This is a genomic window from Desulfobacula sp. (assembly GCF_030145145.1).
Classification (GTDB): Bacteria; Desulfobacterota; Desulfobacteria; order Desulfobacterales; family Desulfobacteraceae; genus Desulfobacula.
The window spans coordinates 1-18,244 of sequence record NZ_JAQYWD010000066.1 but is presented as its reverse complement, the minus strand read 5'-3'; the positions used below and the strand labels follow the sequence as shown (position 1 = coordinate 18,244).

Genomic DNA, 18,244 nt, shown 5'->3' with positions numbered 1-18,244 from the left:
TCATCCCGATCAACTGGCCTTTTTGGAAAACAACCTTCCCGCATGCACTGTAGGAAGCCTGGTGAGTAAGATTAAAGTAGAATGTCTTGTGGCGTTTATTCAGGAAATTGCTTGTGATGAAAGGCCACAACAGAAGTTGAAAAAAATTGTCGAGATGCTTGAGAACAATGTCGTTAAGTTGCGACCATCGTCGAAGCATATGGCGGGCAGGCAAATCGGTCGCCTTGAACCGTCTCCAGCTTTGAAGTATAAAAAGGCTGCCTGATGATACTGTAGCCAAAAGGCGAACACAAAAAACTTGATCATCGAGTTATAGGCTTGCAGGGACTGTAGACAGAAATATTAAACACTTTATTCCTATTTCAAAATTGTTAAAGATAGATATGGTATCTGTAACAATCCAAGCCTTCTAAAAGTTTTCACATGGATAATAATACTTAAGTTGATTACAACAAAAATATTTGGGGCCAGGAGGATGAAGAGTTGAATTTAATCTTTGGGCCTTTGAATGACTAAAAAAGAAATAAAAAAGCAGGGCCCAACTATTAAAAGACCCTGCTTCAGCTTAAAGTTGATCCAATATGATTTTATTTTTTTCTTCTATTAACTCCTGCAAGACCTAAAAGGCCAATACCAAAAAGTAACATTGTTGCAGGTTCGGGGACAGGGGCAGTCGAAAGTTTTATATTATCAAAATAAGCATTTTCTCCTGGAGCATGAAAATCTTCAAGCATTAAACTCAATTGAGAATAACTGGTTGTGAAGGTGTGGGAAACAGACACCCACTGACTGTTCGATAGAGGTATATATGCAACACCACTGTAATTATTACCCATTAACCAAGTATGAGTACCATCTAAATCAAGGCCAATAAACCCACCGCCATTATTAGGTGAATCATCATTGCTATAATAGTCAAATTCTATCAAAAATGTACCTGGGGCAGAAACAACAAAATTAGAAATTGAGTATGTGTCACCCCCTCCTATGTCGGTTGAAAAATTTAATGCGTGATTGGAGGCATTTGTTGAATCAACAGCGATTTGTCCGTTTAGAGCGTTCCAATTAGCATAATCTAAATCTTCAACATATGTTAATTCAGGAATATAAACAGGTTCTATCTTAGGTGGATCATGGTTGCGGATATCCCAAAGATCCAGATGTTTTTAAATAGGAAAGCTATGATGTCTGATTAATGGTATCATTCTCGTCAAATTAGCATTGGAAGCGTTAAAATCGGCTTTGATGCCTCCCGAACGGTTACAGCCTAAAGACTTCTGTCTTTTTTATATCAGGTATTTTGCCCGATGATGATCTCCCCTCCGATGACGGATTCACCGCCCAGCGCCTTTAAAAAAAGTCTGGCAGAGGCATCACCGAGGGGCAGATCCGCATTTTCGGTGATCATCAGGTGGTCAGGAATTACAAAGCCTGTGGCAGGGTTCACCTGAAGATGCGTCAACGGCTCGATGGTGGTTACATCATCACAATCAATAAATTCGAAAAAGCTTGTGGTTGGTGTTCCAGTCCAGCCCAATCGGGTGAGCCCGGATAACCCTGATACGGACTGCAGATTTGGATTACTTTGAATCCTCAGGCCGCCAATATTAAAAAGCGCAGACAATGCATCTATATTTTCAAGTTGTTCGTTCTGTTGAATGATTAACAGATTTTCCACATGGGTCAACTGGTTTAGACCGTTCAGATTCTCAAGGACCTTATTGTCATATATCTGCACAAAATGGGCTTGGATGACCGATTCAAGCCCGTTCAGATTAAGAAGAGAATCATTGTCATGAATCAAAATTACCCCGATAAGAGGATGGTTCCCGATCCCGGAAAGGGTCCTCAGAGAGGCACAGTGTTCTATCTGGAGCCCTGCCATTTTCTGAATAATTGAAAGTCCGTTAAGGTTTGTTAAACCATTGTTTTTCCATAAATTCACGTTGTCGCCCACTGTCGTAACACCCAGTCCGCTCATGTTGACCAAGGAAGGGTTTTCCTTGATAGTCAATCCTCCGCCGATTGCTGCATTCAATCCGGTCAACAGGTTCAATGCGTTGTTAGATTCTATCCTGATATCAGTTTCAACGAATCGGAGAGTGCTTAAGCCGCCAAGCGTCGGTAGACCGTTGCAATTATTGATAGAAAGACTTCCAGCCCGCTCAAGGGATGTGATACCTTGAAGAGACACAAGATTTTCCAGATAGGAGATCCCCAACGAATTTCCGATAGAAATCAGACCGTTTAGTCCCTCAAGGTTTCTCAGCAGGCTGTTATTTTTAATGAGCAAAGAGCCGGAAAGCGTTTCCAGTGAATTGAGGTTGCCAATGTATTCAAGTTTCGGGTTGTCACATATCTCAAAATTATCTGTTCGGTTTTTGCCGGCTTGTTTCAGCTTCGGCATGTTAACAGATGCAAGCGCAGCATTTCTGCCAATCCAACAATTTGAGCCGATTGATTTTAAGGCTGGTAAAGAAAAATCTTGCAATTGAGGATTGTTAATAACCTGAATAAAATCTGACACATATTCCAGCGACGACAGCCCGGCCAGGCTAACCAGGCTGTCACAATCAGAAATCTTGATTCTTGAAGTCCACTTCAGCGAAGAAAGGGTTTCCAGGCTGGTTATATCCTTACCGCTTATTTCTATACTCCCGGCAATTCCCTGATAACCCGCGAAGGATTCAAGTTCCGCCATGGTTGTGATTATGGCACGGCCAGGGTGTATCAGAGTATAATTCATGACGGCCAGACAATAGGTGCCGAAACGGTCTATTGGTGTGGTTGCATATTGGCCATAGGGGGAAACCGATGTTTTGACCGGCTGCCACTGATTCCCTGAGATCCTGCAAATTTGAAGCGCTGCATAATGATATCCCACCGGCAGTTCCGCCGGGTCATAGTGAATCCGCATGTTGACTTGTTCATTAAATTTAAGCTCAACCGGACCTATTTGAACAACCCGCAGGGGGGTAATTTCCTGAATAACTGGGTAGTTGTCAGGGATCGAAACGATCATCCGGGTAGGGTGTACCACAGCATCCGACGGAATAATAACCTCGATGCTGTTCCCACCTGCCGAGATCGTACCTCCTTCTGGGCGGAGGGTAAATTCGCTGCTCATCCCGTCGCTGTTTTCAAGCCGTCCTAAATTGTAAATAGCCTCTTCCATTCCGACCTTATTGTCCTTGTTGACATCCGTCTCTTCGGGATAGGGTGCTGCAAAGTGATTGCCGGAACAAATTTGGAGAATGGAATGAATATCTCTTAAATCAAAAACCGTGTCATTATTAATATCTGAATGTGCTGCCCAGACAATTGCTGACGTGAGAAGGGATATAAAAGCAAGACATATATATGAAGACTTCTGTTTCATTGTTTCATTTCCTTTGACTGGAGTCGGCCATCTCTACAGCGGAGGATATCTTCACGGATAAAAAAATACTTTTTTGCCTTTTGTCAAGACAATGAAGATCACCGCAATCCAGATATCTATAACCAAGATCACACGCAAATTAAGGTCGCGACAGGTGTCCGCCAATATAATTAAAAGACCCTTTGGCTTTCCGTCCCCGCTTCTCAACAGGTTTGGCTATGTAATCTTGTATATTGATTATCGCATAGTATAATTTTTTTGACCTGTCAATCGGGGAAACCCTTAATTTTAAATTTAAATTCAATTTTTAGATCGATTTAGATAATGAAAAAATGAATGTTTTTTTAAACTATTAAAATCGTAAAATATTATTTTATAGTTTGGTGATGGAGTGAGCACTTCCATGAGAAGGCTTAACGTGAAATCCGGGTTTTCTATGATAGAAAAGCTACCCAAGACTTTCCCTGTGATTTCATACTTTGGATAACAGGGGCCTCCACACTCACTCTTTACAAGCTGTTATATTCCTGGTACCTGTAAAATTTCCATCAATATTGAAAAAAAGGAGAACATCATATGGGCAAACCTGTCCTTTATATGCTCAACACCTGGTATGATGCGCCGGATCAAGGCCCCTTTTACTGCCCGGACTGCGGTATTGTAGAAGGATTTTTTATTTACAACCCGAAAATTAAGGAACAGGTGGATATCATCCATGTGGATTTCCAACGGCCCCGGCCTGAAATCATTGAACCGCTGGGAGAAGAGAACCAGGGTTCTCCTGTGCTTGTGCTGCCGGATGATTCCGTTTCCTTTGACGGTATTAAAAAAAGTATGACCACCGGCAAGGCATTTATTGACGATTCCATATCCATCTGCAACTTTCTGGCCCAAACATATAATGGGATAATGCCTCATCCGCAAGATTAAATATCAGGGAAAAGGGGATGGATTTATTTTTATGGAATAATAGCGAAGACTACCTATCGGCCAAGTCCAGTTTTTTCGATGATAACGGCCCCAGACTACCCCTGTGATAACCTCCAGGATATAATTCCTTGTTTGACGGGGCAACAATTTTTAATCGTTATCAGAATCGCCAGGTTTGGCAATCTTAGGGTCAAAGAGACATGAAATGTTTTTATTAAGAATGGTTAGAAAATTGCCTTGAGAAGTGCATGAATCAAATGCAATTTCCATTGAGTGGTCAAAAGTGAGTATGGCTCTGTCCCAGGCACCCTGCATGGTGTAAAGAAGTCCCAAATTGTTAAGTAAAACAGCTTCAAGGCATTTCTTTTCAAGGCTTTGAGTCATCCACAAAGCCAATTCCATGTTTAAAAAAGCCGTTTTAAAATCGTCATCATTTCCAGCAGCCGTGGCTCTGAGGGTCAGTGTCTCGATCATCGCCTCTATCTCGGAGATAAACATGGACCCACAAGAATTTTAAAATTTTTACGGCAAACGGGTGGACTACCTTCAGTGCAAAGTCTATTTTTTTTCGGCTGATCAGTGCCTCAGACTTTCCCTATCAATCTGTGTCACCTTAAGATACGAAAAAAAAATAACACCTCACCTTGCTTCAGTACTGGACGATGATACCGTTTTGTTCACGGTCAATTAATTTACAAACCAAGGATGTTTTGCAACATGGATTTAAGGTTTATGACATTATAATTCATATCTTGATATTGTTTAAGGTCGGCAATGTCAGAAAGCATAACCAAAGGAAGTTTTGCATCCTCCGGGTGATCGCTACCATGAATCCTGCCATGCCCGGCGTGGTCGCTTGTAACAATGAGAAGGAACCCTTTTTTTGATGTAATCAACTCAACCAAAGAGGATAGATTTTCATCTATAAAAAACAATTCTTCCATGTAACCTTTGGTAAGCCAACCTTCAACTGGTCCTGTTATGTCCAGACCGCTGACATGAAGGAAACAAAATTGTTTCCGGTCAGTTTTTTTAAAGAAAGCTATTGCGTTTTCAACTGAAAAATCCGGATCTAGCTGATGTTGCTCAATTGAATCTGAAATCAAGAATCCGAGTTTGTTTTTGGAATAGAAAAATCCGGTTGAAAAATTTTTAGATTTTGCATCATCAAAAATTGTTTCAAGACCGATTTTTTTTTGGCCTGATTGCCATGAATTGTCTTTGCGACCGCCATCATTTGGATCAATACCGGAAAACATGGCTGCATGACTCAATAAAGTCAATGGTGGAGAAGTGCTTTGTCCTTTGAGGGTAAAGACCCCTCTTTTCATAACCGAATGAATTGTTTTAGATGTATTTTCTCCTAATGCCTCTGGATGAAGGGCGTCAATGGAAATAATCAAAACGGATTTGATTTCTCCAGCCGATACCAGGCATGGTAGCAATGCCAGTATAAGAATGATTATAATGAAAACCCGTGCATATTTTTTATCGGTATTTCGTGCTTTATTCAAAAGAATCTCCTTCTATTGATAAATTTATTTCCTGCCACACTGTCGATCCGTTGATCAAGAACCGGGTATAAACTTTTCGAAAATACAATCAATAATGAGAGGAACGAAGCCCGTCATATACCGTTTTCTTTAATACAATAATAAAAGGGGTCGCGTCTACGTTTGACCCTTAATAAAAATTGGCATCTGATAATGGACGGGGTGCAGTGGATTTAAAAATTTTTGAAATTGTTTTATCGCGAGGACTAATTCCAGAACAGACCCGGTTTTTCGGACGTATGCCCACCCAAGACTTTCCCTGTCAGTCCACACTTTATTTAAAATCATTTAGACCACAATATAGTAGAGGTTTTTTTCGAATCTCAAGAGTCAAAGATTCTTGGTCAGAATCGATTTTTCTCGGAATTTCCGTTCGGGTTACCGCTGGTATCCTAAAGGAGTCAGTGCTTTGAATCCTCGGGACAGGAATAATAATACTTAAGTGCAGTCAAGTAGGGATCTTATAAAAATTTTAATTATCCTGGCAGACCAAATGGGAGTATTCAAAATTCTGTATCATGATTTATAATCCCATAAAATTCTTGAAAAATCTGAAGAGGTTGGTCCCGTTCACCTAACCAGTAATGTTCAAGACGGTCAATTTTATATTTGCAATTGCTGTGGCCTTTGTATCAGTCCCTTCCCTGAAGAAGCCATCGATCTCAAACGAAAGGATGAAAAAGCTTGTGGTGTGACACCTGTCGATGAAAATGAATGGTTTAAAAATAGAGCGCAAACAAGAGGAGAGAATACCCGAAATTGTTGACCCGGTTCACATCCATGTCCAAGGATCGTTTCATCTTGGATTTTCTCTATTCGTGTACGTCCCATCAAGTATCTCGGTTAGAACCCCGCAGGTTTCAGTGGGGGGCATGATAAACGCATATCGGTTTCCAAACAGCTCTCTTGGTTTGTCATCAATCAATTTTTTACCTTTGGTTTTTAACTCTTTTAATCCTTTTTCAACATCATCTGTCCGGTAGGAAATCAGGAAAACGCCTTCTCCTCTTTTTTTGATGAATTTTGCCACATCTCCATCAGGGGATGTGGCTTCCATCAATTCAAGGGCAAGATCTCCCAGATAATATCGGGCAACCTTTATCTTTTCACTTTCCGCCACATATTCCTGGGCCAGTTCAAGTCCCAGGGTGTCTTCATATATTTTTTTGGCCTGTGCAAGGTTTCTAACGGCAAGGCAGATATGATCAATGGACGTGACTTTCATCTTTGACTCCTTGTTTTTGTATATGGTGTATATGGGGTCAGGCTTGGCTTATTGTACCAATAGGACGGGTTTGACCTTCTTTTATGTCAATAAGCCGATGAGCCAAGCCTGACCCCATATCAATTATGGGTATCTTTCTCTTAAAACCCGTTTAAGGATTTTATAACTTCCGCCTGTTGCGGGCATTTCCGACATATCTATAAAATCAACACTTTTGGGTTTTTTGTATGACGCCAGCCGTTCTCTGCAAAAATCAATAATGTCAGCTTCAGTAATATGGGTATGTTCAAAGGGAACGATGACTGCTTTTACCTCTTCTCCCCATTTTTCAGAGGATACGCCGATGACCACTACAATATTAACGGCAGGATGTTTTGAGATGGTATCTTCCACTTCCCGGGGAGAAACATTGTTGCCGCCGGAGACAATCATGTCTTTTCTTCGATCAACAACATAATAAAATCCGTCTTCATCAATTTTTACAACATCACCGGAATACCACCACCCGTCTCTAAAATCATCCTCATCCGGCCGGTTCCAGTATCCATTGACCACTGCATCTCCGCGAATGGCAATTTCACCGGTTTCACCGGGTCCCAGTTCATTGTCATAGCCATCTACAACCTTTACCTGATATCCCAGACAGGCCCGGCCGATGGATGTTAACCGCCTGGATGCGGGGCCTTCAAGTGTGACCTCCTGGGGACATAAAATCGTACCAAGCAGGGCTGTTTCGCTGGTTCCATAGGGCTGAACGAAATTGTCACCAAGGTATTGGGCCCCTTTTGCCAATAGTTCGGCGGATATGGGGGCCGCAGAGGTAAACCATTTTTCAATGTGAGAGAAATCGGTTTTATTCACATCAGGATGCTGAAGCATCATGGCCAGCAACGTTGGGCTGAACTGGGTAAATGTAATGCGGTCCTGTTCAATAATCCGCAGGATTTTTTCAATGGCAGGATTTGATACCGTAAGGCTGCATCCCCGGCAGGCGGATACAATGCTCAGACCGGTCCCGCCGGATGTGTGCAACGGCATGAACAATGCCCATCGGGTATACGGGTGTATGGAAAATTCGCTTGTCATTATGAGTGCGCTGGTCAACCAGTTTCGGTGTGTCAGCGGAACCCCTTTGGGATGGCGGGTTGTGCTGCTGGTATAGATCAGCGTGGCAATATCATTTTCATCCACCTGAACCTCGGGTTCCCTGGAAGATCCTTTTTCCATTAAGGTTTGAAAATGATACTCACAGATATCTGGATCTCCTATCCCAATAAAATATTCAACAGATGTAAGGGCTTTTTTGATTGGTAAAATTTTTTTATCATAAATATCAGTGTCGACGATAAAGACTTTTGCCCCACTGTCTTCTACCTGGTAAGTGATTTCATCCTTCATAAAGGTTAGATCAATGGGGGCTATGACCAGACCGGCTTTTAAAAGCGCCAGCAGGGATATGAAAAAGCCCGTTCCGGTTCCGGTTTGTACGGCTACCCGGTCCCCTTTTTTCAGTCCCAGCGACAATAGGTTATTGCACAAACAATTGATGGTTTGGTTCAGCTTTTTATATGAAAAAGAGACACCTTTCGCAAAAAATTTTCCATATTCGTCTTTAAATGCAAGCTTGTCCGGATAATTTTTGACACACCTGTTTAATGCATCACCGATAACCATTTAAGTCTCTCCTGTTTTTAATTCAGAAATCAAGACGGTGTTTTGTTAACCATTTTTCCTGATTCTTTGTAACATCCTTTTTTTTAGATTATTGGTATCTTTCCCTTAAAACCCGCTTAAGGATTTTATAACTTCCTCCTGTCATGGGCATTTCGGACATTTCTAAAAAATCAACGGTTTTTGGCTTTTTGTAGGAGGCCATTCGTTCCCTGCAAAATTCGATAATTTCATCCTCGGTGACGGCGACACCATCAGTGGGAACTATGACCGCTTTTACTTCTTCTCCCCATTTTTCCGACGGCACCCCGATAACCGATACGATTTCAACGGCGGGATGCTTTGAAATCACATCTTCTATTTCCCGGGGATAGACATTGTTACCACCGGAAAGGATCATGTCTTTTTTCCGGTCGACCACATAGTAGAACCCATCCTCATCGATTTTCACGACATCACCGGAATACCACCAGCCGTTTCTAAAATCGTCTACATCCGGTCGGTTCCAGTATCCCTTGACCACTGCATCTCCGCGGATGGCAATTTCTCCGGTGTCTCCGGGTCCCAGTTCGTTGTCATCATCATCCACGACTTTTACTTGATAATTGAGACAGGCCCGGCCGATGGATGTCAACCGTTTGGATGCGGGCCCTTCAAGGGCAACTTCCTGGGGGCGCATCACCGTTCCAAGAAGGGCCGTTTCACTGGTTCCGTAAAGTTGTGTGAAATTGTCGCCTAAGTATTTGGCGCCTTTGGTCAGTAATTCTGCTGATATGGGGGCGGCGGAGGTAAACCATTGCTCGATGTGTGAGAAATCCGTTTTGTCCACATTGGGATGCTGAAGCATAATGGCCAGCAGTGTCGGGCTGAACTGGATAAATGTAATACGGTCTTTCCCAATAATATGCAGGATTTTTTCAGCGTCAGGATTTGCTACCGTGAGGGTACACCCCCGGCAGGCGGATACAATACTCATGCCGGTTCCACCGGATGTGTGCAACGGCATGACCAGTGCCCATCGGGTATAAGGGTGAATGGATAATTCGGCGACCCAGATGAGTGCGCTGGTCATCCAGTTTTTGTGTGTCAGGGGAACCCCTTTGGGCCGGCCGGTTGTGCCGCTGGTATAGATCAGCGTGGCAATATCATTTTCATCCACTTGGATGTCAGGTTCTTGGGCAGAACCGTTTTCCATGAAGGTTTGAAAGTTATAATCACAGACATCCGGGTCTCCAATTCCAATAAAAAATTCAATGGAGGCAAGCGCCTCTCTGATGGGAGCGATTTTTTTTTCGTAAATATCCGTGTCGATAATAAATGCTTTTGCCCCACTGTCTTCAATCTGGTAACGAATTTCATCCTGCATAAAGGTTCTGTCTATGGGGGCAATGACCAGTCCGACTTTTAAAAGCGCCATCAGGGAGATAAAAGCGCCCGTACCGGTTCCGGTTTGTACGGCCACCCGATCTCCTTTTTTTAATCCCAGTGACAGCAGGTTGTTGCACAAACAATTTATTCGTTCGTTGATTTCTTTGTAAGAAAAAGAAGTCCCTTGGGAAAAAAATTTATTGTATTCATCTTTAAATGCAATTTTGTCCGGATAATTTTTAACACACCTGTTTAATGCGTCTCCTATAACCATTTGATTTCCTCCAGTGTTTAGTTTGGTTAAAATAAAGTTGTCATTTATTTGATAGCAAAATATGTACCAGAGATAAAATATAGATTAACTATCTAAAAATATGAGAGACAGCGCAGGTCCGGTTGGGTTTCCAGGACCTACGCTGCTGATTTACATGACCTTAACTTTTTGAATTCCGCAGTTGTTGGGTCGCTTCCATATCCGCCTCAAATGTTTTCGGATCTATCCTCACTCCATAGTCTTTTTTAGCACTTTCAATTGAAACGAATTCATCCCTGACATCGGCCACCACGTCTTGAATCTCTCTTTCAAAAGGGTCGCCCACACCACATCCCCCCTGAACGAAATCAACGACCTTGTCTCCACTGTGAAGCACAAAGGATTTGGTTTTCCGTACCTGTTCATTGTCAACTGTTTCACCGTTGGCAAAATAAAGCTCTTTAATATTTGGGGGGGGCAGTTTCCCGCCCTCAATGCATGGCGCTGCAATATAATCATACGGATCCGCCGCATAATGCAGGAATATGGGTTCCGGGTCGGAATCCGCCTCCCACTCGTTATGAACGCCGAGTCCCCCGCGCCATTTGCCGGGGCCGGCAGAGTCGGTTGCCCATTCCCACCGCTTCCACACCATGGGATAAAGCGCTTCACATACTTCCACTTCCGGGTAGTAAAGGGTGCCGCTGCAAATGACAGGTCCGTTGGTGGACCAGCCGTCTACATCATGTATGGCGCCGGCGCCCGAGGCACAGGAAAGAAAGTCGGGAGACCCGTAACCTTCTTTTCTTCTCGGGTCAATGCCGCTAAACACCCAATAGGGGATCGATCCCCAGCCCGCGGGCGTATCTTTGGGTGCAATCTGGGCCAGAGCAGTCCAGACGGCTTCAATGATCTGTTTGGCAACAAAATTTGTGCAGTTTCCATGGGTGGCCGGAAAGGCTGCATGGGTCACCGTGCCGAGTTGGGTGCGAATTTCCACAGGTCTGTAACAGCCACCGCAACGGACCTGGAGGTTCTTGCCAATGGACTGGAGGATGGATTGATAAATCGCACTGCTCGTATTGGCAATGGGACTGTTGATATATTCCACACTCATGGGGCCGCTTTTGCTGAAATCAACAACGATTTTATCCCCTGAGACCGTTAGATCGCAGACAACGGCAGGCGCGTCCATGGAACCGGTAATTTCACTGTGATACGTGCCATCCGGAATTTTGGTGATTTCCTCACGCATCAGGAATTCACCATACGCCAGAAGATCTTCCAAAAAGGTGTTGAAGGTCTTCTTTCCATAGGTGTCGATGAGTTTATTGAGACGCTTTTCCGCCACCCGGGCGGCGCCGATCAAAGAAAGCAGGTCGCTGTATTGAACATCCGGTATTCTGACATTGGTCATGATGAGATTGAGAACGCTTTTTCGCTCCCGTCCCTTTCGAATAATTCGAAGCGGGGGTATTCGGAGACCTTCGGCGTACACATCAATGGCATTGGGATTATAGCCTCCGGGAGCACCACCGCCGGTATCCTGTTGATGGGCTTTGTTCCCAATCCATAACATGTGTTCGTCCCCGTGGAACACGGGATAAACAATACACCAGTCTGCCATTTGATTCCCGCCGTCCAGGGTGTATGGGTCATTGACCAGAAAGACATCTCCCGGATTGATATCATCCTTGAAATACGCCATGACTGCCTTTACGGCAAAAGGAGTTGCGCCGGCAAGGACGGGAATATACTCTGCCAACGCCACCAGCTCGGCATCCTTATTCAAAATGGAGGTGCAAAAATCATGGGCTGAAAAGTAAATAGGCGCCCGGGCCGTTCGTTCCATGTTTAATCCCATTTCCCTGGCAATGGTAAACACGGCAGATGTGAGCACGGAAAAATCAGCCGGTTTAATTCTAATTTTATAAGTATCTGTCATATCGAGTTCCTCCTTCTTCCCGCTTTGCGGGGAAGCTAATGACTCATAGCTCGTGGTTAGTTTAATTCGACCAGGAAACTGCTAAATGGTGTAAGCTCCAGATTCGATTTTGGCGGAATAATAATGGTCGTGGTGCTTAACTCAACAATGGCGGGTCCCTCCACCACGTTCCCAACGCCCATATTATCGCCATCGTATACCGGTGTATTGATATATCCGTCTGTCTCTTCAAAATAGGCTTGCCGTTCCCCTTTTTTATACTCAGCAGATTCACGTCCAGCAAAAGCCTCTTCCACGAGCGCGGGCGTATGGACTTTTCCGCAAGCCGCCATTCTGATATTGAGGATTTCCGTTTCAGTTGTATCCCGATAGGAGTATAGCGTTTCATGCATTTGGTGAAAATCCTCCACCAGGTTTTCCATGGTCTCCGCGTCAATGTTTTGGTCATCCGCTATCAAGGTTTTTTTCGGCACAGGGACTTCCAATTCGTGGTATTGACCTTTGTAACGCATGTCAACGGATCTGATGTAATAGCGATCCTTCACGGAAACCTCTTCTCTTTCTAAATAAGCGTCGCCAATATCTGTTATTTGCTGAAATGCATCATTGAATTTATCAAGATCAATATCGCTGGTTCGGCTGGTAATAGAGGTGACAAAGTCGTGCCGTACATCAGCAATAACGCCTCCCAGTGCGCAAAAAACAGAGGAGGTCTTGGGAATCAACAGGCGCTTGATGCCAATTACTTTCGCCAGACTGGCGGCGTGAACAGCCCCGGCACCGCCGGCGACCACCAAGGTGTATTTCCTTGGGTCTTCCCCTCGCTGAACAGACACAATGGAAATGCCGTCCACCATATGATGGTCAATGACCTGACGCATGGTCCATGCCGCCTCTGCCACATTCACCCCAAGGGGCTCAGCGATTTTTTCCTTGATGGCCTTATGGGCCAGTTCCGGATGCAACCCCATTTCTCCCCCCAAATAAAACTCGGGGCTCAAATATCCCAAAACCAGATCAGCGTCGGTGCAGGTGGGTTCTCGTCCACCTTTGTTATAGCAGGCCGGTCCAGGGTCGGCCCCGGCGCTCTGGGGCCCCATGTGCAAGACCTTCATTTTGTCCAGCCAGGCGATACTGCCGCCCCCGGTACCAATGGTGCGCACATCTACCAGGGGGAGTTTCATATGGTAAACACCGCCTACAGCGCTTTCGAGAGCAGTGGCCGGTTTACCGTCTTTAATAAGGCAGACGTCAAAACTAGTTCCCCCCATATCCACCGTAATAGCGTTCTGCAAGTCTAGCGATTTCCCGACATGGGCTGCGGCAGCCGGCGCACACGCCGGCCCGGAGAGAACGGTCCTGACGGCTTGCTCCATGGCGACTTCCGGAAAGATGACGCCGGAATTGGACTGGGTGATGAGCAATTGACCTGTAAACCCTGCCGCTTCCAGGGAAGATTTCAGGTGCTTTAAATACCCGGATAATTTGGGACCGACATAGGCGTTAATCACAGTGGTGCTCATTCGCCAGTATTCCCGAATTTCCGGTTGAATTTCATAGGAGGCGCATACATAAACGTTCGGCAGTTCCCGTCGGCAGATTTCCAGTGCTTTTTTTTCATGTTCCGTGTTTTTAAAAGACCATAAAAAGCAGATGGCAACCGCTTCTACTGCCTGCTGTTTGAAGTATTCACAGGCCTTGATAACATCTTCCTCATTTAATGGAACCACTTCATCGCCATTGGAATTGATGCGCTCTTCAACGGGCAGCCGCAGGTATCTGGGGCAGAGTGTGGCGGGTTGCGGAATTTTGAAATTGTAGGGATTTTCCCTGATGCCGAAACGAATGCCCAAAACATCTCTGAATCCTTTTGTACATAACATACCGACCTTCGCACCCGTCCATGTAAGAACCGTGTTGGTGCTGACAGTGGTGCCGTGTGTAATGCGGGCTGTTTCCTTAAGTAATGTCTGGAGGTCTTTATCCAGCTTGTTTCCGACCTTTGTCAGACCCTTCATAATCGCCACCGATGGATCGTCCGGCGTTGAGGGCGTCTTTGTGATCAAAGAATTACCACGCTCATCCATGCAGACAAGGTCTGTAAACGTTCCACCAACGTCCACACCTATAATGTATTTCATCCGTTTCCTCCTCTTTTGTTTTTACCGGGGTACAAGTGATATGAAAAGACCCTGAAAAGTTTCTACCTGTGCGGTTAGAAGTGTTTAGCCATTGGCTAACCGCACAGATCGAAAAGTGTTAATTTCAAAGTGTTATAACGGGTCATGCTCATTGTGAGTGTGTCCCCTATCTTTCATATTTTTGTCCGCCCAGGGTAATGGGGGTTAGTCCGTATTGAAAACTTATTATTTCACAATGCATGCCAAGAAAGAGATTGTCGTTATTCTTTTATTACCTGCTGATTTTATAAGGATTTTTTATGATAATGGATGGAACCCGGTATGTTTTATGTATACACGATGAAAAGAAGCTTTCAACACCGATTGAAAGATTTTTTCAAAAAGCCGAGGGGTCAACGTCCAGTCTTGAGGCTTTCGGCCTGCAAACAGGCAGGTTATTTTTTTTAAGGTCGTATTTTTTGATTTTATCCCGCAATGTGGGCCTTGAGATCCCAAGAAGTTTACAGGCATCGCCTTTATTCCAGTTTGTATGTTGCAAGGCTTTTATGACATGTTCTTTCTCTAATTGGGTCAATGATATGATCTTATCAGGTGTTTCAGACCCATTTTTCAAATTGAAAAGATCGGGAAAAGAATCCCGTTGCAGCACCGTGCCCGAAGAGTGAACAACGGCACGGGTCAACATGTTTTCCAATTCCCTGATATTTCCGGGCCAGTGATATCCAAGAATTGCATCCATCACTTGGTTTGAAATCCGGGTGACGTTTTTCTGGAGTTCGGCATTAATTTTATTGATCAGATGTTCTAATAGCAACGGAATATCTTCTTTCCTGTCCCGAAGGGGGGGGACATTGATTTCTATGACTTTCAGGCGGTAGTAAAGATCTTTTCGAAAGTGGTCTTGTTGTATCAATTCTGATAAGCGTTTATTTGTTGCAGAAATGACCCTTACATTGGATGAAATGCGCTCAACCCCCCCCACGCGTTCAAATTCTTTCTCCTGCAGGAACCTGAGAAGTTTTACCTGGATAGCGGGGGAAATTTCTCCAATTTCATCTAACAGGATCGTGCCGTTTCCGGCATGCTCAATTTTTCCTATTTTCCGTTGGGTTGCCCCGGTAAACGCCCCTTTCTCATGGCCAAACAATTCACTTTCCAGCAAGGATTCAACAATAGCGGAACAGTTTATGGGAATAAAGGGTTCTGATCGATTCACACTATTATAATGGATTGCTTTTGCTATCAACTCTTTTCCGGTACCGCTTTCTCCCTGTATGAGGACAGGTGCCTTATTTTCGGAAATCAAGCCGATGATTTTAAAAATTTCCTGAATTGCCCGGCTTTTTCCGACAATCTTATCCGGTTTATAGGGGGGGTTGTCCGGGAGGATAATCGTTTTAGACCGCCTGTCAGCCCGCAGGTTTTCAGCCACCCTATCCACGGTCGCTTCCAGTTCATAGGCATCAATGGGTTTGTGAATATATTCGTATGCCTGGAAACGCATGGCCTGGATGGTGGTTTCCATATCATGGTATGCGGTAATCATAATCACACTGATGTCACGATCTTGTTCTTTTATTTGTTTGAGCACATCCAGACCGTTCATATCCGGCAGGCGGATGTCAAGAATCACCATATCCGGTCGTTCGTTCTGAAAGGTTTCAATACCGGTGGTGCCGTCTTCGGCCGTGATGACGGTGTATCCTTTTTCAATAAGAATCATTGTAAGGGTTTCACGAATCAGTTGTTCATCATCAACAATGAGAATTTTAGTCATTGTTATCTCCCGGAAGTGTGATAATAATATGGGTTCCCTGGTTTATTCGGCTATCGATTTCAACGCTTCCATGATGAGCGCGGATAATTTTTTGAACATTTGAAAGCCCCAGTCCCGCACCCTGGGTTTTGGTGCTGAAAAATGGATCAAATACCCGTTTTAGATTGCTTTCTGGTATACCGCACCCGGAGTCGATGACGTCAAGGCGGATGGTATTGCCGACCTCAGCCGGAATGCGTTGGGTCATAATGACAATTTGCCCGCCCTGGGGCATGGCATCAATGGCATTTAAAAAAATATTGAGGATCACCTGCTGGATCATTCCCGTGTTTATTTTTGTTTTAGGGATATCCCCTGATAGTTTTTGAATCACTTTAATATGGGTTCTTCTGAATTTTTCCTGGATGAGTCCGATGCAACTGTCAATCACATTGTGTAAATGATCCAGGGACAGTTGCAGTTTCACTGGAACAGAAAAGTTTAAGACATCCTCAAGTATGTGGTCCAGCCTCAGGATCTCCTTGACCGCGATTTCCATTCGTCTTTTATTGAAGCCCTGCAAGTGTAATTTGTTTGCCAGGACCTGGATATTGGTTTTGATAGACGATAAAGGATTTCGAATTTCATGGGCAATATCAGCGGTTAACTGTCCAATGGAAGCTAACCGCTGGTGTTCTATCATTTTTTGCTCCATTTCTTTGCGAATGCTGATATCTCTGAAAATGCCGATTACAGCAGGTTTGCCATTAAATTGTACCAGATTGATTTTTAATTCAGTGGGCAGTTTTTTACCGTTTCTGTGGTTTCGGAGAAATTCCAGGTGATCGGGGATCTCTTTTTCCCCGCTGGTGCCGGCCAATATTTTTTCCACCTGGGCCAGGGTTTTTTCGGATAAAAATGGCTTAAAATCCTTTCCCAGAACCGCCTTCTCATCATACCCATGCATGGATAAAAAAGCAGTATTTGTATACAGGATTTTGTTGTCCTGGCAAAGAAAATACCCGTCATTAATGTCCTCAACCAGGGTTTTATATTTTGTTTCCGATTCTTTGACCGCTTCTAATAAACGGGCGTTTTCTATTGCCACGGCCATCTGGTTCCCGATCCGGGAAATAAATTTGACTTCTTCAGCCGTAAAATGATAAGGGGTTTTTGTTGTAATGTTAAGAACCCCGACGATCATATTCTTGGTTTTCAGCGGAACAGATAACAACGATTTTATTTGTTCTTTTTTTACGGCAGCATTAATATGTTGGGGAAAATCGGTATCATTATTATATACCATGGGAATTTGTTGTTCGGCAACATTCCCTGTCACGCCTTCTCCTATCTTTAATCGAGAGACCAGTTTGAAAAAACTTTTTGAAAGTCCTTTTTGAGCCGTAAAAACAAGTTCGTTATTTTTCCGGTCAATTAAAAAGATACCGATTCCCTTGTTTCCCAGAATCCTGGATAGATTATTAATGGATCGTTTTAAAATGATATCAAGATTTAATGATTGACTAATATCCGTACCGATCCGATTTATGATTAACAACTCTTCGTTTTTTCCAATCAACTCTTTTTCAGCCCGTTCTTTTTTTTGTAACAATGTTTCCAGATATTCGGCTTTTTCTCTCAGCGTGGGACCCCAGACGGTTAACGGGATGTTTTGTTTTTTCAACTCCTTTTTAGATCCAATGACAAATTCACATTCAGGGTCTCCTTTTGCAATACAGCTGACCTCTTCTGAGATTAAATCCGGTTGGTTTGAAATCGCCTTCATAAATGCCAGGAGAACCCCTGAAGAATAATAACAGATGGGGGAAACCGTTGTTTGGTTATCCTTTAAAAAGTGCCAGTGATGGCAAAATTGCCTTCGTCTTCCGGCAAAACCCATCCACGATATGATTGAGCCAGTTCACCCCCTCCTGCGAAACCGCGGCAGGCAAGCCTTGTATGATTTCCAGGTAGCCCCCGTCATTATCTTTTCTGTGAGTATCCAATAAAGCCAGAAAACTGT

General features: G+C 43.9%; 13 protein-coding genes, 1 pseudogene and 1 riboswitch. Of the genes and pseudogenes, 2 read left to right on the top strand and 12 right to left on the bottom strand.

Features of this window, described 5'->3' with window-relative positions; all coding sequences use genetic code 11:
* Window positions 1–265: pseudogene (locus tag Q1Q15_RS24450) on the top strand (transposase); the annotation flags it as partial.
* 322 nt (window positions 266–587) lie between these two features.
* Here Q1Q15_RS24450 and Q1Q15_RS24445 read toward each other — a convergent pair.
* Together Q1Q15_RS24445 and Q1Q15_RS24440 are read right to left on the bottom strand one after the other, a co-directional pair.
* A complete protein-coding gene (locus tag Q1Q15_RS24445) occupies window positions 588–929 on the bottom strand; it encodes a PEP-CTERM sorting domain-containing protein (protein WP_300465276.1) in 342 nt (113 codons plus the stop codon).
* 362 nt (window positions 930–1,291) lie between these two features.
* Window positions 1,292–3,379, bottom strand: a complete 2,088-nt coding sequence (locus Q1Q15_RS24440) for a hypothetical protein (protein ID WP_300465275.1) — start codon at window positions 3,377–3,379, stop codon at window positions 1,292–1,294.
* A 114-nt stretch (window positions 3,380–3,493) separates the two neighbouring features.
* A riboswitch (cyclic di-GMP riboswitch) is annotated at window positions 3,494–3,606 on the bottom strand.
* A 349-nt stretch (window positions 3,607–3,955) separates the two neighbouring features.
* Here Q1Q15_RS24440 and Q1Q15_RS24435 point away from each other — a divergent pair.
* Window positions 3,956–4,309, top strand: a complete 354-nt coding sequence (locus tag Q1Q15_RS24435; protein ID WP_300465274.1) for a DUF3088 family protein — start codon at window positions 3,956–3,958, stop codon at window positions 4,307–4,309.
* Between the two features lie 150 nt (window positions 4,310–4,459).
* Here Q1Q15_RS24435 and Q1Q15_RS24430 read toward each other — a convergent pair whose 3' ends face one another.
* From Q1Q15_RS24430 to Q1Q15_RS24385, 10 genes are all read right to left on the bottom strand, one after another.
* Window positions 4,460–4,783, bottom strand: coding sequence for a tetratricopeptide repeat protein (locus tag Q1Q15_RS24430; RefSeq protein WP_300465273.1), 324 nt, complete (start codon window positions 4,781–4,783; stop codon window positions 4,460–4,462).
* A gap of 218 nt (window positions 4,784–5,001) precedes the next feature.
* On the bottom strand, window positions 5,002–5,712 hold the full coding sequence (locus Q1Q15_RS24425; RefSeq protein ID WP_300465272.1) for an alkaline phosphatase family protein: 711 nt from the start codon (window positions 5,710–5,712) through the stop codon (window positions 5,002–5,004).
* A 946-nt stretch (window positions 5,713–6,658) separates the two neighbouring features.
* On the bottom strand, window positions 6,659–7,087 hold the full coding sequence (locus Q1Q15_RS24420) for a VOC family protein (RefSeq protein WP_300465271.1): 429 nt from the start codon (window positions 7,085–7,087) through the stop codon (window positions 6,659–6,661).
* A gap of 123 nt (window positions 7,088–7,210) precedes the next feature.
* Entirely contained in the window at window positions 7,211–8,761 is a 1,551-nt protein-coding gene (locus Q1Q15_RS24415; RefSeq protein ID WP_300465270.1) for an AMP-binding protein, read from the bottom strand.
* A gap of 88 nt (window positions 8,762–8,849) precedes the next feature.
* A complete protein-coding gene (locus Q1Q15_RS24410; RefSeq protein WP_300465269.1) occupies window positions 8,850–10,400 on the bottom strand; it encodes an AMP-binding protein in 1,551 nt (516 codons plus the stop codon).
* A 160-nt stretch (window positions 10,401–10,560) separates the two neighbouring features.
* Window positions 10,561–12,324, bottom strand: a complete 1,764-nt coding sequence (locus Q1Q15_RS24405) for a hydantoinase B/oxoprolinase family protein (protein WP_300465268.1) — start codon at window positions 12,322–12,324, stop codon at window positions 10,561–10,563.
* 56 nt (window positions 12,325–12,380) lie between these two features.
* A complete protein-coding gene (locus tag Q1Q15_RS24400) occupies window positions 12,381–14,465 on the bottom strand; it encodes a hydantoinase/oxoprolinase family protein (RefSeq protein ID WP_300465267.1) in 2,085 nt (694 codons plus the stop codon).
* Between the two features lie 376 nt (window positions 14,466–14,841).
* Window positions 14,842–16,242 (bottom strand): sigma-54 dependent transcriptional regulator, encoded by a 1,401-nt coding sequence (locus Q1Q15_RS24395; protein ID WP_300465266.1) that lies wholly within the window; start codon window positions 16,240–16,242, stop codon window positions 14,842–14,844.
* Complete coding sequence (locus Q1Q15_RS24390) at window positions 16,235–18,007, bottom strand: GAF domain-containing sensor histidine kinase (protein ID WP_300465265.1); 1,773 nt, start codon at window positions 18,005–18,007, stop codon at window positions 16,235–16,237. The genes Q1Q15_RS24395 and Q1Q15_RS24390 overlap by 8 nt, the downstream gene beginning before the upstream one ends.
* A 55-nt stretch (window positions 18,008–18,062) precedes the next feature.
* Window positions 18,063–18,244 (bottom strand): hypothetical protein (locus Q1Q15_RS24385; RefSeq protein WP_300465264.1); only part of this gene is annotated, 182 nt, incomplete at its 5' end.